Origin of the sequence: Streptococcus australis (genome assembly GCF_015553625.1) — a bacterium.
In the GTDB taxonomy this organism is placed as follows: Bacteria; Bacillota; Bacilli; order Lactobacillales; family Streptococcaceae; genus Streptococcus; species Streptococcus australis_B.
This window is the reverse complement of record NZ_JADNGY010000004.1, coordinates 1-14,875: the sequence shown is the minus strand read 5'-3', so window position 1 is coordinate 14,875 and position 14,875 is coordinate 1. Positions and strand designations below refer to the sequence as shown.

The window sequence follows — 14,875 nt, the reverse complement described above, 5'->3', positions numbered from 1 at the left end:
TCTTAAATTCCTTTTTTGTATACAATCGGACCATATTTTTCGGCCATTTGCTTCATCACACGGCGTTCACGCGCTCGGTTGATCTGGGTCTTGATGGAATCATGCTTGACCAAAGGCTTAACCAAAATCGAACGAATGCCCGCCCGATGAGCAGCCCGAATATCGGTCATTAGTTGATCCCCCACCATGACCACTTCATTTTTCTCATAGTGGAAACGCTTGAGAGCCCGATCAATCCCAAAGGTAAAGGGCTTGAGTGACCAAGCTTCATAGTCAATATCAAATTTCTCAACCGCACGTTTGACCCGTTTAGGACTATTATTGGACACCACGATGACCCGAATCCCGCCATCACGAAGGTCATGCAACCACTGACGCATTTCAGGAGTTCCATCCGGATTATTCCAAGCAATCAAGGTATTATCCAAATCCACAAGGACCGCCTTGATGCCCTCTTTTTTCAAGTCTGCAACGGTGAGATCGTAGGCCGCTTCCACCGCAAAATCTGGTTTGTAATTTTCGATTGACACGTTGTTCTCCATTTTTTATATTCTCTTCATTGTAGCATAATTGGACGTATTTTGCACTTGCTTCATCGCCCCTATTGGAAAAAGCATCTGTTGGTTTGTTCTCTAAAATAGACAAAATCGTTACAAACTATCAAAAACATGATATAGTAGAAGAAAAAATACATGGAATCGTTATGATAGCAAAAGAAAAAAAATTGAGGGAGGTTTCTCCTCTCCTCCAAAAAATCATCAATTGGTCCTCCATCATTGGAGCCCTTGCAACCCTTGCTTTCTGTATCTGGGCCTACTTTGCTGGTATCCTCCAATCCAAGGAAACCTTGTCGGCCTTTATTCTCCAAGCAGGCATCTTTGGACCTCCTCTCTTTATCCTTCTTCAGATCCTTCAAACAGTGGTCCCTATTATCCCCGGCGCTCTAACATCTGTCGCTGGTGTCTTTATCTATGGCCACATCGTTGGGACCGTTTATAACTACATTGGAATTGTCATTGGCTGTGCCATTATCTTCCAGCTCGCAAGAATGTACGGGCCTAAGTTTGTCCAGTCTATGGTCAGTCAGAAGACTTACGACAAGTATATTAACTGGCTCAATGAAGGCAAACGATTCGATCGCTTCTTCATCTTCATGATGATCTGGCCCATCAGCCCTGCAGACTTTCTCTGCATGTTAGCTGGTTTGACCAATATGACCTTCAAACGCTATATGACGATTATTATTTTGTGCAAGCCGATTACTTTGGTCATCTACACCTACGGTCTCACCTATATCATCGACTATTTCTGGCAAATGATGTAAAAAGAGAGTGGGACAGAAATCGGTAATTCGTAAGAATTCGATTTCGTCGTCCCACCTCCGCACAGTTGAGTAGGGCTGTAAAAGCTGATGAAATCAGCGTAGTAGAGCCCACTCAACCACTGCGTCTTGCTCTACAATCCAAAGACAATTGAGAGGCTAGGACTTCTGTCCCAGCCTCTTTTATTTATAGAATCCCTTTTTCCTTTTGAATAATGAAGTCTTTTAGGGTGATGAGGAGGACTGCTAACAGAATCATGCCCATCCCCAAAAAATCAATGATAAAGAAATGTTCCTTCATAATGACAAAGGCAAAGAAAACCGCCGAAATCGGCTCAAAGGATGCCAGCAAGCTTCCTTTAACAGCCCCTACCAGAGAGGTCCCTTTCAGAAAGGCTGTATAGGCAAAAATCGTCCCAATGACCACCAAACCAAAAAGAGCCATCCAGGTATCCAATCTGTAGTTTCCAGAAGAAGAAAGAAGACCGCTAAAAGGGAGCATCAAGATTCCTGGAATGGCCATCCCAACTCCAATTACCAGCATACTTCCCCATTTTTGAATCAATTTAAGAGGTAAAATGATATAGAGGGCATAGGCAAAGGCTGACACCACTCCCCAAGCCAAACCTTTGGGATTAATGGCCAGATGGTTGACTTGACCGTGTGTTGCTATTAAGAATGTGCCACCAATCGCTAGAAGCATCGAAACCACTTCTGCTAGTGTAGGGGCCACTCTATCCTTGACACAGGTATAAGCCAAAATACCCACTGGACAGAGATACTGTAACACAGTGGCTGTCCCAGCATTGGATTCTGCAATCGCCTCTAAATAGGTTAGCTGAGTCAATAACAATCCTAAAAAGGCAAAATTAAGGAGCGGAAGGTAGGAAGATTTATCTTTGACAAAGGCCAAAAACTTCTCCTTATCTGCAAGGCAGGAAAGAATAATAAGGACAATGCCAGAAAAAAGTAAACGAAGATTTGTTAAGCCAATAGCCGAAAATCCGTGAACCATTAAATATTGCCCACTGACTCCGGATAGTCCCCAAGCAATCCCCGCTATTAAAGTAATCAGAGTCCCTTTTAGAGTTGTAGACATGTTGCCTCCACAGATTTTTTTTACATCCTAATTGTAACACAAAAATCAGCCCAAATGGGCTGATTTACTGTAGGATTTAAAAAGTATTTTTAAGGGCCTATCTAGAAGAGATTAGTCTTCTTTTCTCCCTTTCTTAGCCATCCCTAATCCGAGACTACCTAAAAGTAGAAGCCCGGCCAAGCTGGTGAGGTTGGAGCTCGCTTCTCCTGTTTGAGGAAGCGCGCGGGCTGGACTTGCTTCTTCTCCATTTTCAACTGACACGGAGTCATGATGAGGAGCTAAAGCTTGAACCTCTGTATTTTCTTTCTTTTGAGCAAGAAGCTGTGGCGTCGGTTGAGCAGTTTGCGAAGGAAGGACTTTCTTTGGAGATGGAGATACCGGCGTATGGTATTCAGGACGATCCGGGAGAACAGGATTTTCAACTTCTTCCTTAGTAGACAAGCGCAAGATAGTTGCTGTCAATGCATCGAGTCGAAGTCCTGTTTCTGTCCAAGAAATTCCCTTTGGATCACTCAAATTGATCACACCTGCACGTTCCCCATCCACTAGAACATCCGCATTTCTAAAGCGTGCTAGGTCAGTTCCTAGAGCAAAGTTACGCGCCTTGGTATCGGCATTGACCAATACCAAGTATACTTCTCCATTGCTGGCAGTGATTTGGTAGCCAATCACCTGATCCTCTTCTTCCACTCCATTCTCACCTGGAATCGTCAAGAGCTTGACGCGGCTCTTCACTTCATCCATGTTATCCATGCGGAAGGCATCAGTCGACTTACGAAGGGCAATCAATCCTTTGGTGAAGGCGCGAGAGCGCGTATTCTCTGGATAGAGGGCTTCATTGGTTGCTTTTTCCCAATCAAAGTGGTTGACGGCATCACTTGAGTCATAGGAATCATGGATAAAGTAAGGGTAGTCAAATGGTTTTCCATTTTCATCTACCAACAAATGAGATTTGTTTGGAACCTTGTCATCAGAAACTGGCGTGCGGTAAGCTGGATCCTTGAACTGCTTAGTCCGACCATATTCTTGACCAGAATGAAGGAAAGGTGTGCCTTGAGCTGTCAAGACAAGCAGATTTCCGAGACGCAAGCGACGATGGATCTCTGCATTATTAGCTGGAATGCTAGGATCTTTCTTGATAGACTGAGCGATAATATCAAAGAGGGTCAAATTATCGTGGGCTGCAATGTATTGGATAACATCACCGGGACTATCTGCCTCAAAGTTGGTTGGTTGTGCGATGAGATTCTTAAAGATAGTTGCAATCTTCCGTTTTCCATTGGTGATAAAGGCTGGTTGTCCCTCATTTGGATAGCCCGATTTTAGATTGTTTCGAACATCATCTGAGAATACTGCAACCGTGTCTGTTTTCTTCATCCAGGATTGGTCTGCTGGTTGTACAGGACTGTTTTCATCACCTGCATAGGTCACCCAGCCTTCTCCCAACATGATCAGATTAGGGTTTAGAGCCCGGGCTGCCTTGTAGGCTTCTTCGATAGAGGCCGCATCATGGTCCCCCATCATATCAAATCGGAAACCGTCTACCTTGTAAGTATCCACTAAATACTTGATCGAATCGACCAAGACCCGTTTGGACATGTAGTGGGTTGTACCCAAGCGTCCACCACCAAAGCTCGTCCGAGGCGTCCCATCCGCATCCATGAAATGGTAGTAATTTGGCTCGATATCTTCAAAGATGTCGACATTCGCTGTATGGTTATAGACAACGTCTAGGACCACTCCCATTCCTCGCTTATGAATTTCATTGACCAAATTCTTGAATTCTTCAATTCGTTTTTGAGGATTGCTTGGATCGGTTGAGTACATACCTGTCAAGGCAAAGTAGTTCTGTGGATCATATCCCCAGTTGTAGTTGCTATTGCTTGAGGCATACTCTAACAAGCGCTCGTTGTTTTTTAATTCATTGACGTGGTAATAAGATAGAACTGGTAAGAGTTGAATGTGCGTTACACCAAGGTCTTTGAGGTAATCCAATTTTTCAACAAAGGAGGCAAAGGTCCCAAATTGACTCTTAAGCTCTGATGCCAAAGCCGGATCAGAAGTGAAATCTCGGACATGGGCTTCATAGATGATAGCATCTTCCCGTTTCTTAAAGTTTGGAATGGACGCATAGGTTAAGTCACTCGGACCTAATCTACTTGGATCAACAAAGGCTGCTTTTGCTACCTTATGGACATCATCTGTCTTGGCCAATTCACTGTTCCAAGCTGCCAACGATTTGGCATAAGGATCAAGGACTGTGAAGGTTTTCCCTTGGCGTTCAATTTCATACTGGTAGAAATAGCCGGTATAATCTTGGATTCCCAGTCCTGAATCACCTGAAAGAGTCTGCTTCCAAGTGCCTCGCTCCCCTTTTTCCAGAGCCACACGGCCAACTAGTTTTTCAGAATCCTTCTTATCATAGACGACAACAGATACTTTGTCCGCACTTGGTGACCAGAGGGTGAGATCCACTTTTTTCCCAGCTTCATGAAGATGAGCTCCAAGAGTCCCATCATAGCTATAGGCTTCATCCTTGAGGCGCCAGTTCATTTTGGTCGTAAAGCGGTCATTATCGTATTGAACGGTATAGGACTGATCAACTTGTGAGAAATCCCCCGTATAGGTTACTTTCTTGCCTTTCTCATCTAAAAGCAGGTCCGAGATGGTGACAGGATTGCCCTGAGCATCCGTGATCTTGGTCCGCTTGAGCAACTCCTCTTTCTGTGCTCCAGCCAAGGTCGAGAAGCTGGCTTCAATTTTTTCTTTACCGACATGTTGAGCCCCCGTCATACGGATATCGTTGACATAGTATGGGTTGGTGTAAACGGTCGGATCATCATCCCGTAAGAATATCTGGCTATGGTTCTTTAAATCAGTAAATTTATAATCTTCTTGTCGAATCTTCACATCGTCTCCAGACTTGCTCTCGTCCAATAATAAGAAACCAAATTCTTTTGCAGCTTCCTTTAGGGGGATATCGATGTAACGACCGTATTTCCCTGTCGCTGTAAAATCTGTCCCATCTGGCCAGGCGGCACTGCTCGGATTCTTTACATCTCCCCAATACCAGAGAGATTTTTTGTCATAGTTGCCATCTGTCCGGTAGTAATTTACTCGGACAGTTCCCTCTGCTTGAGGTTGATAAGAATAGACTTTAAATTTGTCGTCCAACCAAGCTTCATTCATTTTTGGGGAGAGCAATTCAATTGACTTGTCCCCAGTGATATTGTCCCCTTTAACATTGTTGATGAGGAAGCTAATCTTCTTAGCCTGCTCATTTTTTAGCTTAACATCTAGATAATAGCCGTAGTCATCTGTCTTTGCATCCTTAAAGGATTGGGCACCTGTCGGCCAGTTTTCCGATGGTTTTTCAACATCATCCCAGGTCCAAAGGCCTTGCGTTTCCTTGTTTTCTTCCGGTAGCTTTTTCACGTGAATCCGAATAGTCTGATCAGCAATCGGTTCCTCTGCCTTCTCAGACTTAGGAGCTACCACCTCTTCAGTGACTGCGCTTACATTTTTAGGCGCTGTGACACTTTCATCCGCCACTTTTGGGGTTTCACTTGTCTCAGTCTTCGTAGCTTGTTTCACATCAGATGAAGAACTCACCTCTTCATTAGAAGGGCTTGTCACCACTTCTGAGGCTTGTGCAGGGGTGTTGATGGCTTCATCCGCACTGACCGGACTAGCAAAGGCCGTTAATAAGGCTAAACTTGTCGCAATCGCAACCGAACCAACACCATTTTTCAATCGACGAATCGCATAGACGACTTGTTTATCGCCTGTCACAGAAGGTTTCTGTTTCATAAATGTCTCCTTAAAATGATTAGTGTTCAACCAGTATAGCATGTTAAAATTATTTATGCAAGCGTTTTCGTAATTTATACTACCTTTTTCTATTGTTCTCCCTCATTAAAAAAACCAGTCCAAATGGACTGGTTATATTCTAAAAGTATGGTAGATTATGGCTCAACTAAAATCTTAATTTGGGCCTTGTCTTGTGTTAATTCAACAAATCCTTCTTCAACGATATTTTCCAATTTAATTTTCTTGGTCACCAATTTTTCAGCAGAAAAATAGCCTTGTTCCATCAATTCCAATACTTTAGGGAAGATGTGGCGATAAGCGATAATCCCTTTAAGAGTCTTTTCTTGAATGGCAAATTCATTTGGATTGATGCTTGCTTCGCGTTCCCAAATAGAAACAACCATACACTCACCAGCCTTATGAACTGCTGCAAGAGCTTGTCCAAGAACAACAGGAACCCCTGTTACTTCATAAGACACATCCGCTCCACCATCCGTCAAGCGATGGATGGCTTCCACGATTGATTCACCTTCTTCTGGACGAACTACAATGGCACCTAGCTCTTCTGCTTTTGCTTGACGTTCAGGAGACAATTCAACTGCATAGATTTTTGATGCTCCTGCTGCACGAAGGGCTTCCACGATCAAGAGACCGATTGGACCTAAACCAAAGATAACAGCTGTATCCCCTGTTTTCAAAGCAGATTGACGAACTGCATAAACAGCCACAGCAGCAGGTTCTGTAAGTGCTGCTTGCTCATAACTCAAGCTATCTGGAATCACATGGACTAAATCTCCATCTAGGACACAGTATTTAGCAAACCCACCATCTGCCGCAAGACCGACGAAGTTCAAGTTTGGATCAAGGTTGTAGTCACAAATTAAGTTGTGTTTTGCCAAAATTGGTTCAATCGTCACACGATCACCGACTTTAACACGAGTCACATCGCTTCCAACCTCAACAATTTCTCCAGCAAACTCGTGACCGAGGGTAACGGGTGCTTTTTGACCAGAATAAACATGCTCCTCTGTTGGAATAAAGATTGGCCCATCCAAGTATTCATGCAAGTCTGTCCCACAGATTCCTGTGAATTTGACCGCAACCTTTACTTGATGAGGTTGTACTTTAGGGACTTCTACTTCTTCGATACGAACGTCCTTCTTGCCATGCCAGCGAGCAGCTTTCATTGTTTCCATATAATTCTCCTATTTTTCCATGAATTGCAATTCCCTTTCAGGAAACCCGACAACCATATTGTAAACCCTTTCACAAACTTTGTCAAGAAGAAACAGACGGTTAATATCTTAATTATCGGCCCGAGATGACTCTAATTTCCAACCGACAATCCATCCCAGAACAAGAAGATAATTTTCAAAAGCTCCAATAGCATTTACTGGCAAATGATAGTTGAGATAAGCAAATAAATGATTGGTCCCAATCCCAAGCCCACCAATGATCAAGGCCAATAAAACCGTACGAAGATAAAACCAATCATATTTGAGATTAACAGCAATGAGAATCACAAGAACTGCCACATTCCAAATCCCAATCTCCCGTTGCCAACCGATAGAAACACCATATCCCGAATGACTTCCCATATAAGATGGAAAGAACAACTGGAAGACAATCGCTCCAGACATGGCGATGATAACCAGGACAAATAAGACTCTTAAAAATTTGTTCATGTAACTCCTCCTAATGCCAGTTGATATGTAATGATCTTTCCTATTCTAACACAATTTTATGGATAGTAAAAACCAACCTCTCGGCTGGTTTTTTTCTCTATTACTCTTCTTTCAACTTCGCCAATTCTTGGGCAAGTAACTTAAGGGCTACTTGTGGGTTGGCTTGGCCTTTAGTTGCTTTCATGAGGAAGCCGGTGAAGGCCTTGTCCGCATTCCGCTTCCCTGACTTGAAGTCAGCTACGGCTGCTTCATTGTCTGCAAAGACTTGGTGGATGATTGGGATCAAGACTTCAGGATCTGAAATCTGTACCAAACCAGCTTTTTCAACGTATTCACGTGCGCCACCACCGTTTTTCGCCAAGTGAACAAAGACTTTCTTGGCAATCTTAGAAGAAATGGTTCCATCTTCGATGATAGCAATCATTTCGACCAAATTTTCTGGTGTCAATTGGATTTCTTCCAGCGTTTTGCCTTCTGCATTCAAGAATTGTGCCACTTCCCCTTGGAGCCAGTTAGACACTTGTTTGGCATCGCCACCAAGGGCTACGGCTGCTTCAAAGAAGTCAGAAGTGACTTTCGTCGCTGTCAATTGGTTAGCATCATAGTCAGACAAGCCAAGCTCTGCCACGTAGCGAGAACGACGGTCTTTTGGAAACTCTGGCAACTCCGTACGCATTTCCTCGATCCACTCATCTGAGATTTCAAACAATGGTAGGTCTGGTTCTGGGAAGTAACGGTAATCCGCTGCTCCTTCTTTGACACGCATAAGAATCGTGCTCTTGTTAGCTTCATCATAACGACGTGTTTCTTGGCGAATGACACCACCTGAACGCAAGATTTTCGCTTGACGCTCAACTTCGTATTCAAGACCTTTACGGACGTTTGAGAAAGAGTTCAAGTTTTTCAACTCCGTCTTGGTACCAAATTCCTCTTGACCGTATGGGCGAAGGGAAATGTTGGCATCGACCCGCATCGATCCTTCTTCCATCTTGACGTCTGAAATACCTGTGTATTGGATGACTTCTTTCAAAGCTGTCAAATAAGCGTAGGCTTCTTCTGGAGAACGCATATCTGCTTCAGAAACGATTTCGATCAATGGCACCCCTTGACGGTTAAGGTCTACATAAGAGAAGCCGTCTGTTCCGTGGGTGTTCTTACCGGCATCTTCTTCCAAGTGGGCCCGTTCAATCCCGATTTTCTTAGTTGAGCCGTCTTCTAATTGTACTTCAATCCAACCGTTATAACCGATCGGCTCGTCAAATTGCGAAATTTGGTAGGCCTTTGGATTATCAGGGTAGAAGTAGTTCTTACGGTCAAAGTGCATATGCTGATGGATATCCATATTCAGCGCCAAAGCAGCCTTGATACCAGCATCCACAACACCCTTGTTCAAGACAGGAAGCACCCCTGGGAAAGACCAGTCGATCACATTGGTATTGGCATTTTGCTCGTTCCCAAAGTGGGCAGAGGTTGGTGAGAAAATTTTTGAGTTTGTATTCAATTCAACGTGGACTTCAAGTCCGATGACTGTTTCAAAGTTCATTAATTGTCACCTCCGAAAATAAGGGGTTGTTGCTTGTGGTAATCCGTCGTTGCTTCAAAGGCAGCTGCAGCTTGGTAGATGGTTTCTTCAGAATACTTAGGACCGATCAACTGCAAACCAACTGGAAGACCTTGAGCAAAACCTGCAGGAATCGAAATCCCTGGGAGACCTGCCAAGTTGACTGGAATAGTCAAGAGGTCCGCCAAGTACATGGCAACCGGGTCATGGTTGAGCGAATCCAAATCAAAGGCTACACTTGGAGCTGTTGGACCAAGGATAAGGTCGTAATCCGCAAAGACTTTTTCGAAGTCTTGGATAATAAGGGTACGGACTTGACCAGCTTTCTTGTAGTAAGCATCGTAGTAACCAGATGACAAACTAAAGGTACCAAGCATGATCCGGCGTTTGACCTCATCACCAAAGCCTTGACTACGAGTGTTCACGTAGATATCATCCAAGTTTTTAGCATCTTCCGCACGGAAACCATAGCGAATCCCATCGAAACGTTGCAAGTTTGAAGAAGCTTCAGATGAAGCGATGATGTAGTAAACGGCAACCCCATATTTAGAGTGTGGAAGGCTAACTTCTTCGACAGTTGCTCCCAATTTTTCAAAGTGTTTGGCCGCATTAAGGATAGTTTCTTTGACTTCTGGGTCGATCCCTTCACCGAGGTATTCCTTTGGAAGGGCAATCTTCATGCCTTTGATGTCTTGACCAATCTTAGAAGTAAAGTCTGCTACGCGCACTGGCGCTGAAGTTGAATCCTTAGCATCTTCACTGGCAATGACATTGAGCAAGAGGGCATTTTCCTTGACAGTTGGTGCAAATGGTCCAATTTGGTCGAGTGAGCTACCAAAGGCAATGAGACCAAAACGGGAAACCGTTCCATAAGTTGGTTTGAGACCAACAATCCCGTTGAAGGCAGCCGGTTGACGGATAGAACCACCTGTATCTGAACCAAGGGACAAACGGACTTGCCCTGAAGCGACAGAAGCTGCTGAACCACTAGAAGATCCACCAGGCACCTTGCTGTGGTCCCAAGCATTCTTGGTTGGTCCATAGTAAGAAGTTTCTCCAGATCCACCCATGGCAAATTCATCCATGTTGGTCTTCCCGATGACAATCATATCTTTGGCTTTGGCATTGGCAACAGCTGTCGCATCAAAGATTGGCTCGTAGTTGTAGAGCATTTTTGATGCCGCAGTAGTCAAGATGCCATCTGTTGAGATATTGTCTTTGACAGCGAGTGGAATCCCTGACAGGAGGTTGTCTGCATCGATTCCTTTTTCATCAATGGCCTTGGCTTGCGCAAGGGCAGCTTCTTCGGCCACCGTTACAAAGGCATTGACTGCTTCTTCACGCGCCTTGATATCATCAAGCGTCGCTTGTGTCAATTCCGTTGCTGAAATTTCCTTAGAGATAAGGAGGTCGTGCAACTCTTCAATGGTTTTATGGTTGAATGACATTAGGCATCTCCTCCATCTTCTAGGATAGCTGGTACCTTGATGTAGTAATTATCTTTTTCAGGTACATTTTTAAACAAGCGGTCACGGTTTGTCCCTTTTTCAGCAACATCCGGACGCAATACGGTCTTACGATCCGCCATAGTCGTTGTTGGGGCAACGCCGGTTGTGTCCACTTCTTCCAACAATTCCACCATGTCGACAATCTTAGACAAGGTTGTCGCAAACTCAGCTGTCTCTTCTGGAGAGAATTTCAATTTTGAAAGATTGGCAACGTGGGTTACCTCTTCTTGCGTAATTTTCATCTTGCTTCCTTTCGTGAAATGATGATTTTTCAATACCCTCTATTTTACCATATTTTTAGTATTTATGCGGTAGTTTGGCAAGAAAATAGAGTCCGAGGAAGGCTAGGCATTAGGCCATTCTCCTCGAACTCTAATCTTACAATTCTTCTAATTGTTCATTCACCACTTTTGCTCCCAAAACATGTTTGAAATGATTTAAAGCAAACTGGTGATTTTCAGGAGTGAGCGACGCCACTGCAGGCGCGACTACTTCGATCTGATAGCCCAGATTATAGGCATCTACTGCTGTATGAAGGACACAAATGTCCGTTAAGACTCCCGTCAAAATAACCGTATCTACGCCACGTTCTCGGAGGCGGATATCCAAGTCAGTTCCTGAAAAAGCAGAATAATGACGCTTGTCCATCCAAAAAACACGCGGATCCGCTTTGTGCTCCCGATAAAAATCAGCTAAGGGACCATACAAATCCCGTCCACTAGTCCCAATGATATTATGAGGTGGGAAGAGCTTGCTTTCTGGATGAAAGGGATCGTCTACTTCATGAGCATCAATCGCAAAAAAGACATAGGCCCCTTGGTCAAAGGCTAGCTGGGTCACCTGGGCAATGCTCTCAGAAATAGCTTGTGCAGGAGCTCCTGCCGTTAGCTTACCTTCATCCGCTACAAAATCAACGGTGTAGTCAATCGAAATTAACGCTTTAGTCATTAGTAGTCTCTTTTCTTTATTTCTTCAAAAATATCTGGGATCAAGACTTTGAGGTAGGTTCCCTTCATCCCAAGAGAGCGGCTTTCAATAATACCGGCTGACTCCAGTTTCCGCAGTGCATTAACAATCACAGAGCGGGTAATACCAATCCGATCCGCAATCACGGAAGCAGTTAACTGCCCTTCATTTCCCTTCAATTCACTAAGGATAGCGGAAACTGCCCGCAATTCTGAATAGGACAAGGTATTGACAGCCATATTGACCGCAGTCCGGCGACGAATATTTTTCTCATCTTCCTCTCGTTGGAAGTTCAACATTTGAATTCCAACTACGGTACTAGCAATCTCAACCAAAATCAAATCATCATCCGCAAATTCCTTATCATTGCGCCAAATAATCAAAGACCCCAAACGAATCCCAGATACATGGATGGGAGCAATCGTTGTCAACCCATCAGGAAAATCAGACTTTGTCTCTACTGGAAAGATACTTAAATCGTGATCTACATCTAAATTCGCCTCTGTATCATAGACTAAACTGGCCGCTTTCGCATAATCTTCAGGTAATTTTTTATTGTCAAAAAAAGCCTCAACCCGGTCATTATTGGTTTTGTAGCGCATGAAATAACCTAGAAGAGTTCCCTTGCTATTAATAATACAAGCGTTACAATGAATGATATCAGCCAGTTGACGGGCAATTGCATTATAAGGCATTTCATCTTGCAACTGTTCTTCAGAACGCTTCAAGATAGATGTAATTTTTCTCGTTTTTTCTAATAATTTAGCCATAATAAACCTCGCATATAGTCAGCTAAAGTATATCATATAAGTGAGGGAATTTCAATCAAATTATCTGAAAATTATTTATTTTTTCTACAATTCTATTCAATTCAGAAAAATTAGCCTTATGTAACAAAATATTCGCTGGATTCATTCAAAAAAAAGAAACCGCCTATTAGCGATTTCTCTTACACTTATCGTTTGTATTGTTTTAAGAAACGAGTCATCTTCTCTTGAATTTGAGCCAATTCTTCTACTCGAGGAAGGTAAACAATCCGGAAATGATCCGGCTCTTTCCAGTTGAATCCACGTCCGTGAACCAAGAGAACCTTTTCTTGTTTTAAGAAATTCAAGACAAACTGCTCATCATCATCCACTCGGTACATTTCACGATCAATCTTAGGGAAGATATAGAGACCAGCTTTTGGTTTGACAGCTGAGAGTCCTGGAATATCATTGATAGCCTTGTAGATAAAGTTCCGTTGCTCGTAGATTCGACCGCCTGGAAGCAAGAGTTCGTCCACTGACTGGTAGCCTCCCAAAGAAGTCTGGACCACTTGTTGGGCCAAGACGTTTGAACACAGACGCATATTGGAGAGCATATTCAAACCTTCGATATAGCCCTTCACGTGGTGTTTGGGTCCAGACAAGACCATCCAGCCCACACGGAAGCCCGCTATGCGGTGTGATTTGGACAAACCGTTCATGCTGACACAGAACAAATCTGGCGCGAGACTAGCAATGGCTGTGTGTTTGGCACCATCCATGACCAAGCGATCATAAATTTCATCTGCAAAGATAATCAAACCATGTTGACGAGCAATTTCGACAATTTCCAACAAAATCTCATCTGGATAGAGAGCTCCGGTCGGGTTATTTGGGTTAATCACGACGATAGCCTTGGTGTTTGAAGTGATTTTCGACTTGATATCATCAATATCAGGATACCACTCAGCCTCTTCATCACAGACATAGTGTACTGCATTTCCACCTGCTAGGCTGACCGCTGCTGTCCAAAGAGGATAGTCTGGCATTGGCACAAGTACTTCATCGCCATTATCCAGCAAGCCTTGCATGGACATCACGATCAACTCACTGACACCATTTCCGATATAGATATCATCAATCTCAACATTCGGGATCTTTTTCAATTGGCTATACTGCATAATAGCCTTACGGGCAGAAAAAATTCCTTTTGAATCCGAATACCCTTCACTATCCCGAGCATTCATAATCAAATCATGAATGACTTCGTCGGGAGCCGTGAACCCAAATTCAGCCGGATTTCCTGTATTTAAGCGAAGGATTTTCTCCCCGTTGGCCCGCATGCGCATCGCTTCTTCTAAGACTGGACCACGAATATCGTAAGCAACGTGTTCTAGCTTGACGGACTTATTGTATTCTTTCATGATTTTTTCCTCACTTTATCAAACTGCTTCCATTATACCACTAGTTAATCTGGAGTACAACTGAGCAACCTCTTTCATTCTCAATGAAATCCTATAGATATCTGATTTGACCTTTACTTTCTATGGTAAAAGGTTTAAAATATAATTATAGGTAACATAAATGGGTTCTTCCATTTTTTTCACGTTTTCAAGCATTAAAGGAGGACGGAACATGTCTCAAAAATACGAAAACATCATGGTTGCAGTTGATGGATCTCGCGAAGCTGAACTCGCTTTTGAGAAAGGGGTCAATGTTGCGTTGCGAAACGGATCAAAGCTTACTCTCGCTCATGTCGTTGATACACGCGCCTTACAAAGTGTCTCTAGTTTTGATGCCGAGGTGTATGAAGGATTCCAAACAGAAGCTAATGAACTATTAGAAGGGTATATCAAACGTGCAAAAGAAGCCGGAGTCCAAAACATTGCTTCGGTGATTGAAATGGGGAATCCAAAAGTCCTCTTAGCGACTGATATACCAGAAGAAGAAGGAGTTGATCTCATCATGGTTGGGGCAACTGGTCTCAATGCTTTTGAACGTTTACTAGTCGGATCTTCATCTGAATACATCCTCCGCCATGCCAAAGTCGATTTGTTAGTGGTTCGTGAGACAGAAAAGACCTTATAAACTTTATAAAAAACAAAGAGGCTGGGACAAAAGTCCTAGCCTCTCAATTGTCTTTGGATTGTCGAGCAAGACGCAGTGGTTGAGTGGGCTC

13 protein-coding genes are annotated in these 14,875 nt (G+C 43.5%); 2 read left to right on the top strand and 11 right to left on the bottom strand.

Features of this window, described 5'->3' with window-relative positions; translation table 11 throughout:
• Positions 1-2 precede the first annotated feature (2 nt).
• Positions 3-530, bottom strand: a complete 528-nt coding sequence (locus I2D56_RS04225; protein ID WP_123159640.1) for a YqeG family HAD IIIA-type phosphatase — start codon at positions 528-530, stop codon at positions 3-5.
• 173 nt (positions 531-703) lie between these two features.
• Between I2D56_RS04225 and I2D56_RS04220 the strand changes: the two genes are divergently transcribed.
• Positions 704-1,324 (top strand): TVP38/TMEM64 family protein, encoded by a 621-nt coding sequence (locus I2D56_RS04220; protein ID WP_023024202.1) that lies wholly within the window; start codon positions 704-706, stop codon positions 1,322-1,324.
• A 184-nt stretch (positions 1,325-1,508) separates the two neighbouring features.
• Here the strand turns inward: I2D56_RS04220 and I2D56_RS04215 are convergent, their stop codons facing one another.
• The 10 genes from I2D56_RS04215 to I2D56_RS04170 form a co-directional block, all read right to left on the bottom strand.
• Positions 1,509-2,420 (bottom strand): DMT family transporter, encoded by a 912-nt coding sequence (locus I2D56_RS04215; RefSeq protein ID WP_120701676.1) that lies wholly within the window; start codon positions 2,418-2,420, stop codon positions 1,509-1,511.
• A gap of 111 nt (positions 2,421-2,531) precedes the next feature.
• Positions 2,532-6,230, bottom strand: a complete 3,699-nt coding sequence (locus tag I2D56_RS04210; RefSeq protein ID WP_195348045.1) for a pullulanase — start codon at positions 6,228-6,230, stop codon at positions 2,532-2,534.
• Between the two features lie 155 nt (positions 6,231-6,385).
• A complete protein-coding gene (locus tag I2D56_RS04205) occupies positions 6,386-7,426 on the bottom strand; it encodes a 2,3-butanediol dehydrogenase (protein WP_195348044.1) in 1,041 nt (346 codons plus the stop codon).
• A gap of 108 nt (positions 7,427-7,534) precedes the next feature.
• On the bottom strand, positions 7,535-7,915 hold the full coding sequence (locus tag I2D56_RS04200) for a hypothetical protein (protein WP_195348043.1): 381 nt from the start codon (positions 7,913-7,915) through the stop codon (positions 7,535-7,537).
• A 100-nt stretch (positions 7,916-8,015) separates the two neighbouring features.
• The gene (gatB, locus tag I2D56_RS04195; RefSeq protein WP_154853633.1) at positions 8,016-9,458 is read right to left on the bottom strand and encodes an Asp-tRNA(Asn)/Glu-tRNA(Gln) amidotransferase subunit GatB; all 1,443 of its coding nucleotides are present in this window, start codon (positions 9,456-9,458) and stop codon (positions 8,016-8,018) included.
• Positions 9,458-10,924, bottom strand: a complete 1,467-nt coding sequence (gene gatA / locus I2D56_RS04190) for an Asp-tRNA(Asn)/Glu-tRNA(Gln) amidotransferase subunit GatA (RefSeq protein ID WP_195348042.1) — start codon at positions 10,922-10,924, stop codon at positions 9,458-9,460. The genes gatB and gatA overlap by 1 nt, the downstream gene beginning before the upstream one ends.
• Positions 10,924-11,226, bottom strand: a complete 303-nt coding sequence (gene gatC, locus I2D56_RS04185; protein ID WP_048716473.1) for an Asp-tRNA(Asn)/Glu-tRNA(Gln) amidotransferase subunit GatC — start codon at positions 11,224-11,226, stop codon at positions 10,924-10,926. Before gatC ends, gatA begins: the two co-directional genes overlap by 1 nt.
• A gap of 136 nt (positions 11,227-11,362) precedes the next feature.
• Positions 11,363-11,932: a cysteine hydrolase family protein gene (locus I2D56_RS04180; RefSeq protein ID WP_048716471.1), complete on the bottom strand. Its 570-nt coding sequence runs from the start codon at positions 11,930-11,932 to the stop codon at positions 11,363-11,365.
• Positions 11,932-12,720: a GTP-sensing pleiotropic transcriptional regulator CodY gene (codY, locus tag I2D56_RS04175; protein WP_048691732.1), complete on the bottom strand. Its 789-nt coding sequence runs from the start codon at positions 12,718-12,720 to the stop codon at positions 11,932-11,934. The genes I2D56_RS04180 and codY overlap by 1 nt, the downstream gene beginning before the upstream one ends.
• Before the next feature lie 185 nt (positions 12,721-12,905).
• Positions 12,906-14,120, bottom strand: a complete 1,215-nt coding sequence (locus tag I2D56_RS04170; protein ID WP_023024219.1) for a pyridoxal phosphate-dependent aminotransferase — start codon at positions 14,118-14,120, stop codon at positions 12,906-12,908.
• A gap of 211 nt (positions 14,121-14,331) precedes the next feature.
• On the opposite strand from I2D56_RS04170, the gene I2D56_RS04165 reads away from it, so the two are divergent.
• Complete coding sequence (locus I2D56_RS04165; protein ID WP_048716469.1) at positions 14,332-14,784, top strand: universal stress protein; 453 nt, start codon at positions 14,332-14,334, stop codon at positions 14,782-14,784.
• Positions 14,785-14,875: the final 91 nt, after the last annotated feature.